This window comes from Microlunatus antarcticus (assembly GCF_014193425.1).
Lineage (GTDB): Bacteria > Actinomycetota > Actinomycetes > Propionibacteriales > Propionibacteriaceae > Microlunatus > Microlunatus antarcticus.
Genome location: NZ_JACHZG010000001.1, coordinates 2952390 through 2969571 on the forward strand (window position 1 = coordinate 2952390; position 17182 = coordinate 2969571).

The 17182-nt window shown below is 73.2% G+C and carries 18 protein-coding genes and 1 tRNA gene; 9 read left to right on the forward strand and 10 right to left on the reverse strand.

Going from position 1 to position 17182, the window contains the following annotated elements:
* Positions 1 to 33: 33 nt before the first annotated feature.
* The 3 genes from FHX39_RS13735 to FHX39_RS13745 form a co-directional block, all read right to left on the reverse strand.
* On the reverse strand, positions 34 to 1401 hold the full coding sequence (locus tag FHX39_RS13735) for a PQQ-dependent sugar dehydrogenase (protein WP_198423400.1): 1368 nt from the start codon (positions 1399 to 1401) through the stop codon (positions 34 to 36).
* Between the two features lie 93 nt (positions 1402 to 1494).
* A complete protein-coding gene (locus tag FHX39_RS13740) occupies positions 1495 to 2862 on the reverse strand; it encodes a PQQ-dependent sugar dehydrogenase (protein ID WP_198423401.1) in 1368 nt (455 codons plus the stop codon).
* Positions 2863 to 2972: 110 nt separating this feature from the next.
* Positions 2973 to 3470, reverse strand: coding sequence for a DUF3145 domain-containing protein (locus FHX39_RS13745; protein WP_183339285.1), 498 nt, complete (start codon positions 3468 to 3470; stop codon positions 2973 to 2975).
* 216 nt (positions 3471 to 3686) lie between these two features.
* Between FHX39_RS13745 and FHX39_RS13750 the strand changes: the two genes are divergently transcribed.
* Positions 3687 to 5642: a S9 family peptidase gene (locus tag FHX39_RS13750; RefSeq protein ID WP_183339287.1), complete on the forward strand. Its 1956-nt coding sequence runs from the start codon at positions 3687 to 3689 to the stop codon at positions 5640 to 5642.
* A gap of 100 nt (positions 5643 to 5742) precedes the next feature.
* Here the strand turns inward: FHX39_RS13750 and FHX39_RS13755 are convergent, their stop codons facing one another.
* The gene (locus FHX39_RS13755; RefSeq protein ID WP_332836828.1) at positions 5743 to 6477 is read right to left on the reverse strand and encodes a YggS family pyridoxal phosphate-dependent enzyme; all 735 of its coding nucleotides are present in this window, start codon (positions 6475 to 6477) and stop codon (positions 5743 to 5745) included.
* Between the two features lie 63 nt (positions 6478 to 6540).
* Between FHX39_RS13755 and FHX39_RS13760 the strand changes: the two genes are divergently transcribed.
* Genes FHX39_RS13760 through FHX39_RS13770 form a run of 3 tightly spaced genes read left to right on the forward strand, consistent with a single transcriptional unit; the run spans position 6541 to position 7480 of the window.
* Positions 6541 to 6924 (forward strand): VOC family protein, encoded by a 384-nt coding sequence (locus FHX39_RS13760; RefSeq protein ID WP_183339289.1) that lies wholly within the window; start codon positions 6541 to 6543, stop codon positions 6922 to 6924.
* The gene (locus FHX39_RS13765; RefSeq protein ID WP_183339291.1) at positions 6852 to 7331 is read left to right on the forward strand and encodes a hypothetical protein; all 480 of its coding nucleotides are present in this window, start codon (positions 6852 to 6854) and stop codon (positions 7329 to 7331) included. Before FHX39_RS13760 ends, FHX39_RS13765 begins: the two co-directional genes overlap by 73 nt.
* 2 nt (positions 7332 to 7333) lie before the next feature.
* A complete protein-coding gene (locus tag FHX39_RS13770; protein ID WP_183339293.1) occupies positions 7334 to 7480 on the forward strand; it encodes a hypothetical protein in 147 nt (48 codons plus the stop codon).
* 9 nt (positions 7481 to 7489) lie between these two features.
* Here FHX39_RS13770 and FHX39_RS13775 read toward each other — a convergent pair whose 3' ends face one another.
* From FHX39_RS13775 to FHX39_RS13795, 5 genes are read right to left on the reverse strand one after another with little or no spacing between them, the layout of a single operon-like run.
* Positions 7490 to 7804, reverse strand: a complete 315-nt coding sequence (locus FHX39_RS13775) for a hypothetical protein (RefSeq protein ID WP_183339295.1) — start codon at positions 7802 to 7804, stop codon at positions 7490 to 7492.
* A complete protein-coding gene (locus FHX39_RS13780; RefSeq protein ID WP_183341443.1) occupies positions 7801 to 8769 on the reverse strand; it encodes a VWA domain-containing protein in 969 nt (322 codons plus the stop codon). Before FHX39_RS13780 ends, FHX39_RS13775 begins: the two co-directional genes overlap by 4 nt.
* 20 nt (positions 8770 to 8789) lie before the next feature.
* On the reverse strand, positions 8790 to 9812 hold the full coding sequence (locus tag FHX39_RS13785) for a VWA domain-containing protein (RefSeq protein ID WP_183339297.1): 1023 nt from the start codon (positions 9810 to 9812) through the stop codon (positions 8790 to 8792).
* The gene (locus FHX39_RS13790) at positions 9809 to 10900 is read right to left on the reverse strand and encodes a DUF58 domain-containing protein (protein ID WP_183339299.1); all 1092 of its coding nucleotides are present in this window, start codon (positions 10898 to 10900) and stop codon (positions 9809 to 9811) included. Before FHX39_RS13790 ends, FHX39_RS13785 begins: the two co-directional genes overlap by 4 nt.
* Positions 10901 to 10906: 6 nt before the next feature.
* The gene (locus FHX39_RS13795) at positions 10907 to 12115 is read right to left on the reverse strand and encodes an AAA family ATPase (protein WP_332836952.1); all 1209 of its coding nucleotides are present in this window, start codon (positions 12113 to 12115) and stop codon (positions 10907 to 10909) included.
* A gap of 474 nt (positions 12116 to 12589) precedes the next feature.
* Here FHX39_RS13795 and FHX39_RS13800 point away from each other — a divergent pair, with 474 nt between their 5' ends.
* The 5 genes from FHX39_RS13800 (at position 12590) to FHX39_RS13820 (ending at position 16549) form a co-directional block, all read left to right on the forward strand.
* Positions 12590 to 13498 (forward strand): hypothetical protein, encoded by a 909-nt coding sequence (locus tag FHX39_RS13800; protein WP_183341445.1) that lies wholly within the window; start codon positions 12590 to 12592, stop codon positions 13496 to 13498.
* A gap of 16 nt (positions 13499 to 13514) precedes the next feature.
* Positions 13515 to 14393, forward strand: a complete 879-nt coding sequence (locus FHX39_RS13805; RefSeq protein ID WP_183339303.1) for an HAD family hydrolase — start codon at positions 13515 to 13517, stop codon at positions 14391 to 14393.
* Positions 14390 to 15640 (forward strand): glycosyltransferase 87 family protein, encoded by a 1251-nt coding sequence (locus FHX39_RS13810; RefSeq protein ID WP_183339305.1) that lies wholly within the window; start codon positions 14390 to 14392, stop codon positions 15638 to 15640. The genes FHX39_RS13805 and FHX39_RS13810 overlap by 4 nt, the downstream gene beginning before the upstream one ends.
* Entirely contained in the window at positions 15637 to 16485 is an 849-nt protein-coding gene (locus FHX39_RS13815) for a PrsW family intramembrane metalloprotease (RefSeq protein ID WP_183339307.1), read from the forward strand. The genes FHX39_RS13810 and FHX39_RS13815 overlap by 4 nt, the downstream gene beginning before the upstream one ends.
* Positions 16476 to 16549: transfer RNA gene (locus tag FHX39_RS13820), tRNA-Ile, on the forward strand. The genes FHX39_RS13815 and FHX39_RS13820 overlap by 10 nt, the downstream gene beginning before the upstream one ends.
* A 41-nt stretch (positions 16550 to 16590) precedes the next feature.
* Here the strand turns inward: FHX39_RS13820 and FHX39_RS13825 are convergent.
* Positions 16591 to 17154: a cysteine hydrolase family protein gene (locus FHX39_RS13825; protein WP_183339309.1), complete on the reverse strand. Its 564-nt coding sequence runs from the start codon at positions 17152 to 17154 to the stop codon at positions 16591 to 16593.
* Positions 17155 to 17182: the final 28 nt, after the last annotated feature.

The following is a 17182-nucleotide window of genomic DNA, read 5'->3' on the forward strand; positions in this document are numbered from 1 at the left end:
CCGACCCGGATCAAGCCGCGTCGCGGCCCGACGTCAGGCCGGCGGCGCCAGCCGGTACACCGCGCCGGCGAGGTCGTCGCTCACGTACAGCGCACCGTCCGGGCCCTGGACCGCAGCCACCGGGCGGCCCCACCGGTCGCCGCTCGCGTCCTGGAACCCGGACATGATCGTCTGCTGACCGCCGAGGCCGCCGTTCACGGAGGCGAAGAAGGCGACCTCCGGCGGGCGGGGCGGGGTCCGGTTCCAGGAGCCGTGGACGCCGACGAGCGCACCGTCGCCGAGACCCGGCAGAGCCGTACGGGTGAAGGCGAGCCCGAGCGGCGCGGAGTGCCCCGGAAGCGCCTGCTCGACCGGCGCCAGCGTCGTGCAGTCGAGCTTCTTCGACCCGGCGTTGAGCTGGACGTCGCGGACGAAGGCGCGGTTCGCGTAGCGCAGCGCCGACCCCTTCACGCCTCGCACCTCGTCGGGGTCCGGGTTGCAGTAGGGCCAGCCGAGGTCGCGGCCCGGGGTCAGCTTGGCCAGCGGCTCGACCGGGTGGTCGTTGACGTACGCCGGCAGCACCTTGCCGTAGTCGTCGCTGCCGTCGCCGTCGTAGTCGCGGTGGTAGGCGTACGCGAGGTTGTCGCGGTTGTTCACCGCCGTCCACACGGCGCCGTCCGGGGCCACGGCGAGGCCGGTGCCGTTGCGGACCCCGTGCGCGAAGGTCGTGTACCTCCCGGTCGTCGGGTCCACGCGCAGGACCGACGCCCGCTCGGGCGTCAGGGTGCGGTCGCTCGCCGAGGCGTTCTCGGTCGACCCGACCGAGACGTAGAGCGCGTGGTCCGGCCCGACCGCCACGCTCTTGAGCGCATGGGCGTACGCGCCCTTGAGGTCCGGGCTCTCGGTGTCGGGCAGGTCGGTCAGGACCGTCGTGCGCGGCCCGACCGTGCCGTCGGCGTAGGTGTAGCGGTCGATGCGGTTGCTCTCGGCCACGTAGAGCGTGCTCCCGTCGAACGCGAGCCCGTGCGGCTTGCGCAGCCCCGTCAGCAGCGTGGTGGAGGTCGCCCGCCCGTCGGGGCCGGGGGTCAGCCGCATGACGACGCCCGCCGCCGGCCGGGACACGAGCAGCCGGCCGTCCGGCGTCCAGGCCTCGAGCCGTGCCTTGTCCGGTCGTGCCCAGACGCCCGCGGTCCAGCCGGCCGGCACCAGCACGGACCGTGGCTGGTCGAACGGCGCCGAGGCGAGGTCGCTCGGCACCGTGACGCGGACGGCGCCGAGCGCGACGCGGGCGGCCGGGACGGGAGCCGCCGCCGGGGCGGGGGCGGCGACGGCGGTCAGGCCGGCTCCGGGCAGGGCGCAGACCGCCAGCAGCACGGCAGCGGCGGGTGCGAGCAGGGCGCGCGGACGAGAGGTCGGGGGCACGGTCGGTCCTTCGGGGTCGGGGGTCCCCGGAGGAGTGCCGGGGTTCGTGCGCTGCGCTGCGGACGCGGGCCCCCCGAGGCCCGTCCTCGTCGACTACGCCGGCGGGGTCATCCGGTAGACCGCGTTGGCGTAGTCGTCGGTCACGTAGACGTTGCCGTCGGCCCCCTGGACCGCGGCCACGGGCCGGCCCCAGCGGTCGCCCTTGCTGTTCTGGAAGCCGCTCATGATCGTGCGCTGCCCGCCCATCTCGCCGCGGGAGTAGCTGAAGAACGCGACCTCGGGCTCGCGCGGCGGGTTCCGGTTCCAGGAACCGTGGACGCCGACCAGGGCGCCGCTGCCGATGCCCGGCAGCTCCGTCCGCGTGAAGGCCAGACCGAGCGGCGCGGAGTGGGCCGGCAGTCCCTGCTCGAGCGCGGGGAGCTTGGTGCAGTCGAGCTTGGACCCGTTGCCGTTGAGCTCGGCGTCGCGGACGAACGGCCGGTCGGAGTAGTCGAAGTCCGTGCCCTTCACGCCCGGGTCCACGTCGGGGTTCGGGTTGCAGTACGGCCAGCCGAGGTCGCGGCCCTTGGTGAGCCGGGCCAGGGGCTCGATCGGGTGGTCGTTGACGTAGGCCGTGATCTTCTTGTCGTAGTCGTCGCTGCCGTTGCCGTCGTAGTCCTGGTGGTACGGGTAGGTGGTGTTGTCGCGGTTGTTCACCGCGGTCCACAGGTTGCCGTCCGGGGCGACCGCGAGCCCGGTGCCGTTGCGCACGCCGCGCGCGAAGACGGAGTAGCCCGACTTGCCCTTCTCGATCTTGAGGACCGAGGCCCGCTGCAGCTTCAGGTCGCGGTCGGAGGCCGAGGCGTTCTGCGTCGAGCCGACCGAGACGTACAGCTCGTGGTCCGGGCCGAGGGCCAGGCTCTTGAGCGCGTGGGCGTACGCGCCCTTGAGGTCCTTGCTCTTGCTGTCGGGCAGCCCGGACAGCACCGTCGAGCGCTTGCCGACCTTGCCGTCCTTGTACGTGTACTTGTCGACCCGGTTGCTCTCGGCGACGTAGAGGGTGTTCCCGTCGAAGACCATGCCGTGGGGCTTGCGCAGGCCCTTGACCAGGGTCGACGACGTCGGGTAGCCGCGCTTGTTCGGCGTGAGCCGCGTGATGAGGCCGTACTCGGGCCGGGAGACGAGCAGCCGGCCGTCGGGGGTCGGGACCTCGAGGCGCGGCTTCTTCGGGCGGGCCACGACCTTGACGGTCCAGCCCTCGGGCACGTTCACCGAGCGCGCCTTGTCGAACGGGGCCGCGTCGAGCGCCGAGGGCACCTCGATCCGGACCGTCTGCAGCGAGGCCACGGCGGGCAGCGGCAGAGCGGGCCGGGTCGGGGTGGCCACGGCGGTGGTGCTGAGGCCGGGCAGGGCGACGGCGGCGAGCAGGGCGGCGGACGCCAGCGGCACCGCCGGGCGTCGGAGGAAGGACGGAAGGGGCACGGGGGGAGCTCCTCAGCAGGGGCCCCGGCTGCTGCCCGGGCCGTCGGCTTGCATCGTAAGCATAAGAACGCAGCACGTAGGAAAGAAGCCCCACATTGCCGGCGACGAGGTCAGACGACCTCGTGCAGCCACCGCACGGGGGCGCCCTCGCCCGCGTGCCGGAACGGTTCCAGCTCGGCGTCCCAGGCGTGGCCCAGCAGCTCGTCGAGCGAGTCGGCCAGGGCGCGACCACCGCTCGAGGCGGTCAGCATCGCCGCACGGACGCGGTCCTCGGGGATCATCAGGTCGCCGTGCAGCCCGGTGATGGCGTGGAACACGCCGAGGCGGGGAGTGTACGAGTAGCGCTCGCCCTCGGAGCCCGACCGGGCCTCCTCGGTCACCTCGAAGCGCAGCCGCTGCCAGCCGCGCAGGGCGCTGGCGAGGCGTGCGGCCGTGCCGACGGGACCGAGCCACGAGTACTCGGCGCGGTACGCGGCACGCTCGGCCGGCTGGGGGATCCAGTCCAGCCGTACGGGCATGCCGAACAGGCCGCCGACCGCCCACTCCACGTGCGGGCACAGCGCCGACGGCGACGAGTGGACGTACAGGACGCCACGGGTCGTGCTCATCTGGAACCTCCACGGGTGGGACCTCGGCAGCTCAGGGCTGCCTTCCCCGACATCCTTCGCACCGGGTCCCGCGTGGTGGTTCGCTCACATTCTGCCTCAGAAGTCTCAGCCGCACCAGGAGTTCCGGGGTCCCGTCAGGGTGGCGACCTGTGCACCGACATCGGTGCACAAGGTGGCGCACCAGCGCCGCAGCAGCGGCTTCGTAGGGTGGGCGGCATGGTCACCACCGCTCCGTACGGCTCCTGGCGCTCCCCCATCGGCGTGGAGGACCTCACCGCCGGCTCGACCGGGCTGGACGCCGCGCGCGTGGACGGCGACGACCTCTACTGGTTGGAGTCGCGGCCCGACCAGGGCGGGCGGGTGAGCCTGTGGCGCCGTCCCCTGGCCGGCGGCGAGGCGACGGAGCTGACGCCCGGCCCCACGAACGTCCGCACCCGGGTGAACGAGTACGGGGGCGGTGAGTACGGCGTCCGCGACGGCGTCGTCGTGTGGTCCGACCTGACCGACGGTCGCCTGCGCCGCCGCGACGCCGACGGGACCGTCACCGTCCTGACCGCCGAGGGCCCGCTCTGGTACGGCGACCCCGACGTGCACCCGGACCGGGGCGTCGTCGTCGCCGTCTGTGAGGACCAGCGGGAGGCGACGGTGGCCGAGCACGGCGAGGCGGTCACGACCCTCGTGGCGATCCCGCTCGACGGGTCGGCCGCGCACGACGTCGACGCCGTCACCGTCCTCGCCTCCGGGGCCGACTTCTACTCCACCCCGCAGCTCTCGGCCGACGGCCGGCTGGCCTGGACCCAGTGGGACCACCCGAGCATGCCGTGGGACGCGACCCTTCTGCAGGTGGCGCCGCTCCAGGCCGACGGGCTCGGCGCGGTCGAGACCGTGGCCGGTGGACCGTCCGAGTCGGCGGTGCAGCCGCGGTGGCGGGGCGACGACCTGGTCTTCGTCTCGGACCGCACCGGCTGGTGGAACCTCTACCTCTTCTCCGCCGGCCCGACCGCAACCTCCGTCCGCGCCCTACACCCGGCGGAGGCCGAGTTCGCCGAGCCGCAGTGGGTGCTGGGCACGACCCCGTACGCGGTGCTCACCGACGGCGGGCTGCTCTGCCTCGTGATCACGGACGGCTCGCCGAGGCTGCAGCTCCTCGACGTCGAGAGCGGCGAGCTGACCCCGGTGGCGGACGCTGGGGTCGGCGCCGATGCGCTCGCCGCCGGGCCGGGCGGGGTCGCCGCCGTCCTGACGCACCCGGACCGCCCCGCCGAGCTCGCGACGCTCGGGGCCGACGGCACGTGGACCACCGTGCGGACGAGCACCCGGCAGGCACCCGACCCGGCCGGGGTCTCGGTCGCCCGCGACGTCACCTGGCCGGGCGAGGGCGGGGTCGTGCACGGCTGGTACCACCCGCCGGTCAACCTCGACTTCGTCGCCCCCGAGGGCGAGACGCCGCCGCTCATCACCCTGTCGCACGGCGGCCCGACGTCGCAGGCCCGGGCCGTGTTCTCGCTGTCCACGCAGTTCTGGACGTCGCGCGGTTACGCCGTCCTCGACGTCAACTACGGCGGCAGCACGGGCTACGGCCGCCCCTACCGCGAACGCCTCAAGGGCCGCTGGGGCATCGTCGACGTCGCCGACTGCGGCAACGGCGCGCTCGCGATGGTCGAGCAGGGGCTGGCCGACCGCGCACGGCTCGTGGTCAAGGGCGGCAGCGCCGGCGGCTACACCACGCTCCGCGCGCTGACCGCGACGGACGTCTTCACCGCCGGCATCAGCTCGTACGGGGTGGGCGACCTCGAGATCCTGGCCCGCGACACCCACAAGTTCGAGTCGCGCTACCTCGACGGCCTGGTCGGGCCCTACCCCGCGGACCGGGACGTCTACGTCGACCGCTCCCCCATCCACCACGTCGACGAGCTGTCCGCGCCGATCCTGCTGCTGCAGGGCCTGGACGACCTCGTGGTCCCGCCGAACCAGGCCGAGGAGATGGCCGACGCCGCCCGGTCCAAAGGCCTGCCCGTCACGCTGATCATGTTCGCGGGCGAGGGCCACGGCTTCCGCCGCGCGGAGACGATCGTCGCCTCGTACGAGGCCCAGGTCAGCTTCCTCGCCCAGGTCTTCGGCTTCACCCCCGCCGACGACGTCCCCGTCCTGCCGGTCGAGAACCTGACCTGACGCGCCTGTCCCCTCACCTTCTTCGGCAAGTGGTCGCTGCGGCCGACTTCTGGGGCCCGAAAAGCCGCCGGGGTGACCACTTGCCGGGGAACGCGAGGGGTCAGCGGGTCTCGCGGGCCCCGAAGATGGCCTGGCCGATGCGGACGGTCGTCGCGCCGTGGGCGATGGCGAGGGCGAAGTCGCCGGACATGCCCATCGACAGCTCGCGGCCGAGGAGCTCGGCCGGCAGCCGGTCGCGGAGGGCGGTCGTCCGCTCGAAGCAGGCCGCGACGGCCCCCTCGTCGTCGCTGTTCAGCGCCAGCGTCATCAGGCCGCGTACGCGCAGGCTCGGCAGGTCCACCAGCTCGGTGAGCAGCGCCTCGACGTCCTCGGGTGCGAGCCCGGACTTCTGCGGCTCGGCGGAGGAGTTCACCTGGACGAACACGTCGAGCGTGCGGTCGAGCTCGGCCAGCGCCCGGTCCAGCCCGCGCGCGACCTTGAGCGAGTCGAGGGCGTGCAGCTCGTGGGCGAACGTCGCGACCTGGCGCACCTTGTTGCTCTGCAGGTGGCCGATCATCGCCCAGCGCAGGTCGGGGTGGTCGGCCTCGGCGAAGGCCTCCGCCTTCTCCGCCGCCTCCTGGACCTTGTTCTCCCCGAACAGCCGCACGCCCGCCGCGTACGCCCGCTCGAGCACCGCGACCGGGTGCGTCTTGCTCACGGGGAGCAGCCGTACGTCGCCCGGGTCACGCCCGGCCGCCGCGCAGGCTCCGTCGATCTCCGCCCGCACCCGCGCCAGGTTGCCCGCGACGTCGACCTCGAGCCCGGTCCCGGTCGGCAGGTCAGCCACGTCAGTCACGGTCCCAGGCTAGGCGGGGCACCGATCTCGGCCCGGCAGCCCGCCGGACCGTAGGGTCGCGCCATGGCCCTCCCCATGATCTCCCTCGAAGCGGTGAACGTCGAGGCTTCCGACCCAGCCGCCCTGGCACAGTTCTGGGCCACGGTGACCGGTGGTCGCGCGGTGATCCACGGCGACACGGCGTTCCTGCCGGAGGCGCGACCCGGGGGCTTCGCCATGTTCTTCCAGCCCCGGTCCGGCCCCCGCCCCGAGCGCACGTCGATGCACCTCGACCTGACCGTCCCCTGGGGATCACGGACGGCCGAGGTGGACCGGCTCGTCCTCCTGGGTGCCACCTGGAGGTGGGACGTCCTCGACGAGTACCCCCACGTGCAGTGGTCGACGCTGAGCGACCCCGAGGGCAACCTCTTCTGCGTCGCGGAGCACCCGCCGACGGTGGGGTCCTGACCCCCGGGCCCGAGGGCGAGCCGCCCGTCCTCGTCGACCCCCTTCGCTGGGGTGCGCTGATCGGCGTCGCCGGCGGGCTGGTCTTCGTCCTCAGCTACAGCCCGCCCTTCGGCACCGGGGTGCGCGTCGCGGCCGTGGCGGTCGCCGTGGTCCTGGCCGTGCTCGCCCTCCTCGCGCTCTACGTCCGGCCGACGGCGCTGGGGACGTTCCGGGAGCCGAGCCGGCGGGCGCTGCTCGTCTACGGCGGCTGCGTGGTCGGCGAGCTGGTGCTCATCGCGGCGGGCTCCCGGCTGCTGGCGGGCCTCGGTCACGCCGAGCTGCGTCCGGCCCTGATCGCCGGCGTCGTGGGGCTGCACTTTGTGCCCTTCGCCTGGGCCTTCGGCGAACGGATGTTCACCTGGCGCTGATCGTGCTCGGCGCGCTCGGGCTGGGCCTCGGCGGGGCGGGCGTCGCCCACGCGGCCGACGCCGCGGCGGTCCTCGCGGGCCTGGTCATGCTGGCGCTGGTCGTCCGGTATGCCCTCGGCCACTTCGCGTCGCGCACCCCGAAGCGCTGAGGCCGGGCCTCACTCGTCGCGGAGCGCGCGACCTCGTTCGGCGAGGGCCTCGTCCCACCCGCGCAGGATCCGTGGCACCTGGACACCGAGCCGGTAGGCGACGAGCGCGGTGAACACCCCGCACGCCGCGGTCAGGACGACGAGGACGACGGCCGGGAACACCGGCTCGCGGGCCGACCCGGGCTCGGCCAGCCCCATGATGATCTGCTCGAGCCCCCGTACGGCGCTCACCGTCAGCCAGACGGTCAGCAGCGCGAACACGATCGCGGCGAACGGTGCGAGGTTCGCGAGCAGCCGGAGCTGCCGGGCGGGTGGCTGCCTCACGGCCAGCGGGCCCCGAGCGAGATCATCCCGAGCGCGGCCAGCATCGCGAAGGCGAGACCGAAGCCGGCGTAGCGGGACGTGACCTCCTGGTCGACCTTCTCCGTGCCGACCGAGCTGCCGATGTCGCGGTAGACGTCCTTCAGCTGACCGGCCGAGGTGGCCGTGTACGCGGTGCCACCGCTGATCCGCGACACGCGAGCGAGCTCCGCACGGTCGACGGGCACGGGCTCCCGGCGCCCGCCGATGTCGATGTAGCCGTCGGGGGTGCCGTACGCGATCGTGTAGATCGGCACCTTCTGGGCCGCGGCGGTCTGGGCGGCCTCGTCGGACGGGCGCCCGATCTGGGTCTTGCCGTCGCTCAGCAGCACGACGCGGGCGGGCGCGACCGCGTTCGGGTCCCCCGGGTCGGGCGCGACCTGGGCGAGCGCCGCGAGTGAGGTGTAGATGCCCTCGCCGATCGCGGTGGACGCCTTCGGCTGCAGCGACTGGATGGCCGCCGTCGCCGCGCCCCGGTCCTGGGTCGGCGGGACGAGCGTCGTCGCCGTTCCGGCGAAGGACACGATCGCCACGTTGAACTTGGGCGGCAGCGAGTTCACGAACCCCTCGGCTGCGGACTTCGCCGCGTCCAGCCGGTTGGGCTGGACGTCCATGGCCTCCATCGACAGGGACACGTCGATGGTGACGACGATCGTGGCCCGCTCCCGCGGCACCGACACCTCGCCCTTGGGCTTGGCGTACGCGACCGTGAGCGTCAGCAGGCTGAGGATCGACAGCCCGACGGCCACGTGCCGGAGCCAGGTCCGGTCGCGCGGGATGACGAGGTCGAACATCGAGCTGGCGATCCGGTCGTTCCGCTTGCGCTTGCGGTTGACCAGGAACAGGTAGAAGCCGACCAGCGCCGGGATGAGGAGCAGCCACCAGAGGCGACTGGGCTCCAGGAACGACAGCAGCGGGGTCATCAGCAGGGGGCTGAGGGGTTGAAGGATCACGGCCACTTCGCCCCCAGGGAGATCGCACCGAGCGCGGCGAGGACCGCGAACGCCAGGCCGAAGCCCGCGAACTGGGACGTCACCTCGCGGTCGGCCTTCTCGTAGCCGACCTCGGAGGAGATGTTCTCGTAGACGCTGCGCAGCTGCTCCGGCGTCGCGGCGGCGAAGTACTGCCCGCCGCTGATCTGCGCGATCTCCTGCATCTGCTCCTTGTCGACCGGCACCGGGTTGCGCTTGCCGTCGAGGTCGACGTAGCCGTTCTCCGTGCCGTACGCGATCGTGTAGACGGGCACGCCGGCCAGCTTGGCGTCGCCGGCGGCCTGCTGCGGCGCACGACCGGTCGTGTTGGACCCGTCGCTCAGCAGCACGATCGCGCCGGGAGCCGGGTCGTCGGGGTGGTCCGGGTCCTTCGGCGCCTGCTGCAGCGCGGCCATCGCCGTGTCGATCCCGGCCCCGATCGCGGTCGAGTCCTGCAGCTTGATGCTGTTGATCGCGTTGGCGACGGTGCCGTGCTGGAGCGTCGGCGGGACGAGGATCGAGGTCGCCCCGGCCATCGACACGACCGAGACGTTGTACTTCTCGGGCAGCTCGTTGACGAACGCGATCGCCGCGGCCTTGGCGGCGTCGAGCCGGTTCGGCGGGACGTCGGTCGCCTGCATCGACAGCGAGGCGTCGATGACGAGGACGATCGTCGCGCGCTCGCGGGGCACGTTGACCTCGGTCGTCGGCTTCGCGAACGCCGTCGTCAGCGTCACCAGGCTCAGCAGCGACAGGGCGACCGCGAGGTGGCGACGCCACTGGGACTGCCGCGGGATGACCACGTCGAGCATCGAGGTGTTGGTGAAGCGCATGCCGCGACGGTTCTTGCGCCGGCTCGCCAGCACGTACGCGGCGACCAGCAGCGGGATCGCGACCAGGATCAGCATCCGGCCCGGGGACGCGAAGCTGATCTGGCTGAAGAAGCTCCAGACGTCGCCGAAGACGTTGAGCGGAGCGAGCACCGCGGTGGCCGCGCTCATCGCGTGACCCCCTGCGGCGGGGCGTGCAGCATGCTGGCGACGCGGCGGTAGGCCAGGACGAAGCGCGCGATGTCGCCGACCCAGTCCCGGTCGGTGCGCAGCTGGATGTGTCCCACACCAGCACGACGCAGGGAGATGCGGATCCGTTCCCGCTGCGCCGAGCTGGCCGCGTCCATCCGGGCGCGGGCGTCGGGGTCGTTCGTGTTCACGTAGCGCTCGAAGTCGGTCTCGGGGTCGCGGATCAGCATGTCGCCGACGTTGGGGAACTCGACCTCGCGGCGGTCGACGACCTCGATCGCCAGCACCTGGTTGCGCACGGCGAGGCGGCGCATGGAACGTTCCCACTCGGGCGGGACGTTCGGGTCGAGCTCGTGGTCGCCCGGGGTGAGGAAGTCCGAGACGACGACCCGCAGGCCGCGGCGGCGCTGCGCCCGCGACATCTGCTCGACCGCGTTCGCCAGCGTCATCGGGCCGGTCGCGTGGTCGGGCACGAACGGCTCGGTCAGCATCGTGCGCAGCAGCCCGTAGAGCGCGGAACGTCCCGACCGCGCCTGCAGGTGGCGCAGCTTGTCCGGCTTCATGATGTAGCCGCCGAAGCGGTCGCCCATCTTCTGGCTGAGGAAGCCGATGGTCGCGATCGCGGCGATGCCCAGGTCACGCTTGGTGACGCCCTCGGTCCCCCAGTTCATCGACGGGGTGACGTCGAGCAGGCCCCAGACCTCGAGCTCGCGGTCGGAGACGGTGTCGCGCACGTACGGGACGGTCGTCCGGGCCGTGACGGCCCAGTCGATCTTGCGCACGTCGTCCTCGCCGGCGATGTAGAGGCGGGCGTCGTTGGCCTCCGAGCCCGGGCCCGGGAGCAGGCCGAGGTGGTCGCCGTGGAGGTAGCCCTCCAGGCGCCGCACGATCGTCAGCTCGAGCCGGCGCAGCGCGGCCTCGGGGGCGAGCTTGTTGAGCGGGATCGTCGCCCGGGTCGGTGCGGCGAGCACCGACGCGACCGCCCCCGCCTCACGCGGAGGCGCCGCGAACTGCACGGGCGGGCCTGCGGGAGGCCCGTACCCCGGAGGGCTGGAGAAAGGTGCCGCCATGGAGGCCTAGAAGTCCCGGGCCGGCGGGTACGGGGCGACCGGCCGACCGGTCGGCGGCGGGAAGCCGCCCGTGCCCTGGCCGTTCGGGCCCTGGCCGTGGGGCCCCTGCTGACCGTTGGGTCCCTGCTGACCGCCCGGACGACCCGGCTGCTGCGGGGCGTGCTGCGGCTGGCCCTGCTGCTGACCCTGGGGGGCGGGCTGCTGGGCGCCGTTGCCGCCCTGCCAGACCGGCGTGGGCGGCGGGACCATGGCGATGATCCGCTCCACGACCTGCGCCGGCGAGATGTTGTCGGCGATGGCGTCGAAGCCCAGGGTGAGGCGGTGCGCCATGACGTCCTTGGCCACGGCCTGCACGTCGGTCGGGAGCACGTAGTCACGGCCGTGGATCAGGGCGAGCGCCCGCGACGCGGCGACCAGGCCGAGCGTGGCGCGGGGGCTGCAGCCGATCTGGATGACCGAGGTCAGGTCGGGCAGGTTGAAGTCGGCCGGCGTCCGCGTCGCCAGCACCAGCCGCACGATGTACTCGGCCACGAGGTTGTGGACGAACACCTCGCTCGCCTGCTGCTGGAGCGAGCGGACGATCTCGGGGTCGAAGACGGGCTTCGACTCCGGCGGGTCGACGCTCATCCGGCGCAGGATCTCGAACTCCTCGTTCCCACGCGGGTACGGGACGTCGACCTTGAGCAGGAAGCGGTCACGCTGCGCCTCGGGGAGCGGGTAGACACCCTCGGACTCCACCGGGTTCTGCGTCGCGATGACGATGAACGGCCGCGGCGTCTGGTAGGTCGTGCCGGCGATGGAGACCTGCTTCTCCGCCATCAGCTCGAGCATCGCGGCCTGCACCTTGGCGGGCGCGCGGTTGATCTCGTCGGCGAGGACGAAGTTCACGAAGATCGGGCCGAGCTCGACGTCGAACGTCTCCTGGCTCGCCTTGTAGATGCGCGTGCCGACGATGTCGGAGGGCACCAGGTCGGGGGTGAACTGGATGCGCGAGAACGTCCCGCCCACCACGGTCGCGAAGCTGCGGACGGCGAGCGTCTTGGCCACGCCGGGCACGCCCTCGAGCAGGATGTGGCCCTTGGCCAGCAGTCCGACCATCAGCTGCTCGACCATGTGCTCCTGGCCGACGATGACGCGCTGGACCTGGCTGATCGCCTCGCCGAGCAGGCGCGACGCCTCGGCCGGGTCCAGGTGCGGCCGCGCGGGTGCGGCCACCGACGTCGAGGGCGAGGCCGACTCCGCGGACGCGCCGGAGGTGTTCGGCGCTCCGTACGTGGGGCTGCTCACTCGCTGACTCCTGGTGGCACGGGGGGACGGGGCACCTGGTCGCTGCCCGTTGCTGCTCGGTCGATGCTGCGTGCTGGCCTGGCCCCGGGGACCTCGCGATCACGCCCGTCCGGAAGGCCCGCACAGTCTCGCAGACCAGCGGCTCCAGCGTAGGCGGCGAGAGTGCCAGCACCAGGGGTTCACAGGTCCTCCATAGAGAAGGTGCGTCACGGGTCGCGCTCGGTCCGCGCGCGGTGGCGAAGAGGGCCGTGGTGCTCCGCGCGGCGAATAGACTCGCCCGGTCCGTCCCCGACCCCCGCCGAGGAGGTGCCTGTGTCGTCGCCGTACTACGGCCCCTGGAACCCGGGCGACCCCTCGGCGCAGGCTCCGCCGCCGGGTCCGACCCCGGCCAACGTCGAGGCCATGCGCGCGTTCGACGCCGTCGATCCCTCGACCCTCGACGACTTCGTCCCCGTGAGCCCCTTGCTGCCGGACGACCCGCCCAAGGTCGGCGGTTTCTGGCTCGACGCCCGTCTGCACGCGAGCGCCGCCGGCACCGCGTTCACCGCGCACAAGGCGGACGAGGCCGACGGCGTCCCGGCGATGGTGCTGCTGCTCTCCGAGGGTGCGGCGTCCGACGCCGCGGCGCGGGACCGCCTGGCCGGCGAGGTCAACGAGATGCACATCGACACCGTGCTCGCGCGCGGCGGGCAGGGCCAGGACACCGGTCGGCTCGGGCGCCGCTTCGTCGCGCCGGACACGCCCGTCACCCCCGACTCCCGCCCCGACGCCCCTTGGGTCGCGCTCGCGTACGACGGGTCCCCCGCGGCCGCCGCCGAGGCGCAGCGCGTGCTGGACACCGTCGAGCTCGCCGCCCTCGAACCGCTCGGCCGACCGGTCGGACCGGACTACCAGCTGCCCTGGATCGACCGCGTACGCCCCGGCCTGGCCCGGCTCTGGCCGCTGCCGTGGCCCGGTCGCTACGACCGCGCGGGCTGGCGCACGATCCTCGTCTCGTGGCTGCTGATGATGCTGCTGGCGGCGCTCGCCGTCCTCATCGCGATCCTGATCTTCCAGAACCAGCCGCCGCAGAGCCCGCCGCCGCCCGCGGACGGCACCGGCAGCCCGCCCCCTGCGTCATCTTCGCCCAGCCCGCAGTCGGGCTCGCCGTCCCCGCAGTCCGGCTCCCCGTCGGGGTCGCCGTCCCAGTCCGGGTCGGGCTCGCCGTCCCCGTCGAACTCGGGCTCGCAGTCCGGCTCACCCTCCCCCGGCGGCTCGTCGCCCGACGACAGCGGCTCCCCGGGCAGCCCGACCCCACCCTCCCGGCTGTAAGGCGCGACGGACCCCCATGACCTCCCTCCTCGACGCGGGCCCGCCCGCTCTGGTCGCCTGCGACCTCGACGGCACGTTCCTGTCGCCGGACGGCACGGTGAGCGAGCTCAACGCCCACGCCGTCCTGCGGGCCGAGCAGGCCGGCATCCCGGTCGTCTTCGCCACCGGGCGGCCGGTCCGCTGGCTCGGCGTGATCGCCGACCTGCCCGGTGTGCACCCGACCGTCATCGCCAGCAACGGCGCCGTCCTCTACGACCTCGCCAGCCGGCGGACCCTCGACCGGCTCTGCCTCGACCCCCTGGTGGCGCTCGACGCCGTCGCCTCCATCCGCGCGAGCGTCCCCGACGCGGCCTTCGCCTTCGAGTCGGGCACGCACTTCGGCTACGAGCCGGCGTACCGGACGTGGGTCCCCGACACCGGCCAGGACCCCACGCTGCGTCGGGCGCCCGTCGAGCAGCTCGCCCGCGAGGTCTCCGCGGTCAAGATGCTCGTCCAGAGCGCGGTGCTCGGCGACGACGCGCTGCTCGCCCGCGTGCAGGCCTGCGTCGGCGGCGCGCTCACGGCGACGTGCTCCACCGGGCGCGGCTACGGGCTGGTCGAGATCAGCGCCGCCGGGGTCGACAAGGCGAGCATGCTCGCGCGGACCTGCACCCGTCTCGGCGTACCGGCCCGTCGCGTTGCCGCCTTCGGCGACATGCCGAATGATGTGAGCATGCTCAGCTGGGTCGGGATGCCGCGCGTCGTCGCGAACGCGCACCCCGCCCTGCTGGCCCTCGGCTTCCCGGTCGTGCCGGCCAACCACGACTCCGGCGTCGGCGCGACGATCCTCGACTGGGTCGCCTCCGGCGCCCCGACCTCGTCGCCCGGCCACGTCGGGGCCGCGACGCCCGCATGAGGCGTACGGTCCGCGGCGCCCTGATCTGCGTGCTGCCGGTCCTCACCGGGCTGTGGATCGGAGCGATCGAGTTCGGCGGGCGGCGCCTGCCCTGGACGCCGAACATGGTCGACCTCGAGGTCTACCGCGAGGCCGGCCGGGTCCTGCTGGCGGGCGGCGACTTCTACGCCCTGCCCGGACGCCTGCAGTTCCTCTACCCGCCGCTGGCCGCGGTGCTGTCCGTGCCGCTGGCGCTGGCGCCCACCACGCTGGTCCAGGTCGCCTGGACGATCGGCGGCGTCCTGGCCCTGCTCGCGGTGCTGCACCGCGTCGGGCTGCACGGCTGGGTGCTGAGCCTGGTCGGGACCGCCGCGCTCTTCGTCGAGCCGGTCCGCCAGACGCTCGGCTTCGGCCAGCTCGGCATCTTCCTGGTCGCGCTGGTCGTGCTCGACCTCGTCCCCGGCCCCCGGGTATTCACGCGCCGGGTCCTGCCCGAGGGCTTCTGGACCGCCCTCGCCGCCTGCATCAAGCTCACGCCGGCGCTGTTCGTGGTCTACCTGCTCCTCGTGCGCCGCATGCGGGCCTTCGTGGTGGCCGTCGTCTCCGGCGTCGCGCTCACCCTGGCCGCCGCGGTCTTCGCGCCGCGGCAGTCGTACGGCTTCTGGACCCGGCTCGCACACGGCGACACCGGGCTCGGCGGCAGCATCGTCTACTTCACCAACCAGTCGGTGCTGGCCGACGTCATCCGTGCGTTCGGCTTCGGCTCCGGGGTGCCGCTGCTCGGGCTCGCCCTGAGCGCGGTCGTCGCCGCCCTCGGGACCTGGGCGGCCGTGCTCTGGCACCGGCGGGGCGAGGTCGCGCTCGCGGTGATGCTCGGCGGTGTCACCACCCTGCTGGCCTCGCCCGTCTCCTGGCTGCACCACTTCGTGTGGATCGTGCCGCTCGCGGTCGTCCTGATCATCGACCTGCTGCCCTTCCCGGAGCCGCCGCGGCTGCCGCAGTGGTTCAGCGTGCTAGGCCTGCTCTTCTGCGGCTGGGTCGCGGCCGAGCCGTTCCAGAACCTGCCGAACAGCGCCGACGTCGAGCTGTCCTGGACGCTCGAGGAGAACCTCATCGGCTCCGGCACCCTGTTCATCGGCGTCGTGCTCCTGGTCGCCGCCGTCGTCGTGGCGCGGCGTCGAGCAGCGCCCCCGTCGACCGACCCGCCCCCCGAGGACCGTTCCGCCGACCTCGCCGCCGCCCGCCCCGTACGAGAGGTTCGCCCGTGACCGCCGCCTCCGCCGCCCCCGAACCCGGCCGCAGCCGCCTCCACCGGCTCTCCTGGATCGCCGTCCTCGTCCTCGGCGTCGCGGCCTACCTGGTCGTGCTGCGGACCGCGGTCGCGACGCAGAACGTCAACTTCATCCCGTCGCTGCTGCTGCTCGGCTCGGCAGTCGTGCCCGGGACCGTGCTGACCTTCGCCGCCACCGGTGGTCGACGGATCGTCGTCTCGTCCGGCCTGCTCGCCCTCGTCGCCGTCCTCGGCGGCATCATCGGCACGGTCGCCGCCGGGACGCTCGAGTACGACACCCTGCGCGCGCTCAGGACGATCCCGATGCTGTTCGTCGGGCTGATCGAGGAGTCCGCGAAGCTCATCGTCCCGCTGCTCGTGCTGCTGATCAGCCGCTACCGCGGCGCGGCCGCCGGCGTCGTCATCGGCGTCGCGAGCGGCATGGGCTTCGCGACGCTGGAGACGATGGGCTACGGCTTCACCGCGCTGCTCAAGAGCGGCTCGATCGCCGCGCTCGACTCGACCCTGCTGCTGCGCGCGCTCCTCTCCCCCGCCGGCCACGTCGCCTGGACCGGGATGACGGCGGCGGCGCTGTTCGCGATCGGGACGTCGACGGTCAAGGGCCGCGCGTTCTTCCGGTTCGTCGCCACGTTCATCGGTGCGGTGCTGCTGCACGCGGCCTGGGACGGCTCGAACATCCTGGTCGTCCACGTCCTCGTCGCCGTGGTCAGCGTGGTCGGGCTCCTCGTGGTGATCCACCGGACCCGTCGATCGCCCGGCACCCAGGCGCCGTACCAGGTGCACGAGCACGCGTCGGTAGCATCGTCCGGCCAGGGGCGGTAGCTCAGCCGGTCAGAGCAAGGGACTCATAATCCTTCGGTCGTGGGTTCAAGCCCCACCCGCCCCACCGCCCCGTTCGCCCCGCCCGCTCACCCTGCGGCCGACGAGTCACGCTCCGGGATCAGCCAGCAACCTCAGCACCATCTCGGTCGAGGTCGTCTCGGCCAGCAGCGGGAAGACGTGCGTGACCGACTGCTCGTGAGACGCCGCGTCGGGGTCCGAGACGGCGTCGACGGGAACGACCAGGTCGAAGCCGAGGTCGTACCCGGCCCGGACGGTCGACTCCACGCCGAAGCTCGTGGCGAGCCCGGTGACGACCAGCTGAGTGGAGCGGCGCCGCCTGAGGTCGGCCACGAGGTTCGTCCCGGAGAAAGCGCTCCACCCCGTCCGTTCGTAGCAGACCTCCCCCGCACGCGCGCCGATGACGTCCGGGACCGACAACGCGTCCTCGGGCCAGGATCGTGCGGGCGTTCGTCGGTCGGTGCGGCCGCCTCGCATGCCGGTCGTGATGGCGTAGGCGACCGGACGTCCGGTTCTACGGAACCCGTCGGTCAGCTGCCCGATCCGCTCGAGCAGGTCGCCGGAGGGGACTGACCGGGCGTTGGGCAGGGTCAGGGCCTGCACGTCGACGACGAGGAGGGTGGCAGTTCGGTCCAGGGCTTCGACGAGCATCTGAGTCCTCGAGACGGGAGCGGGGTCG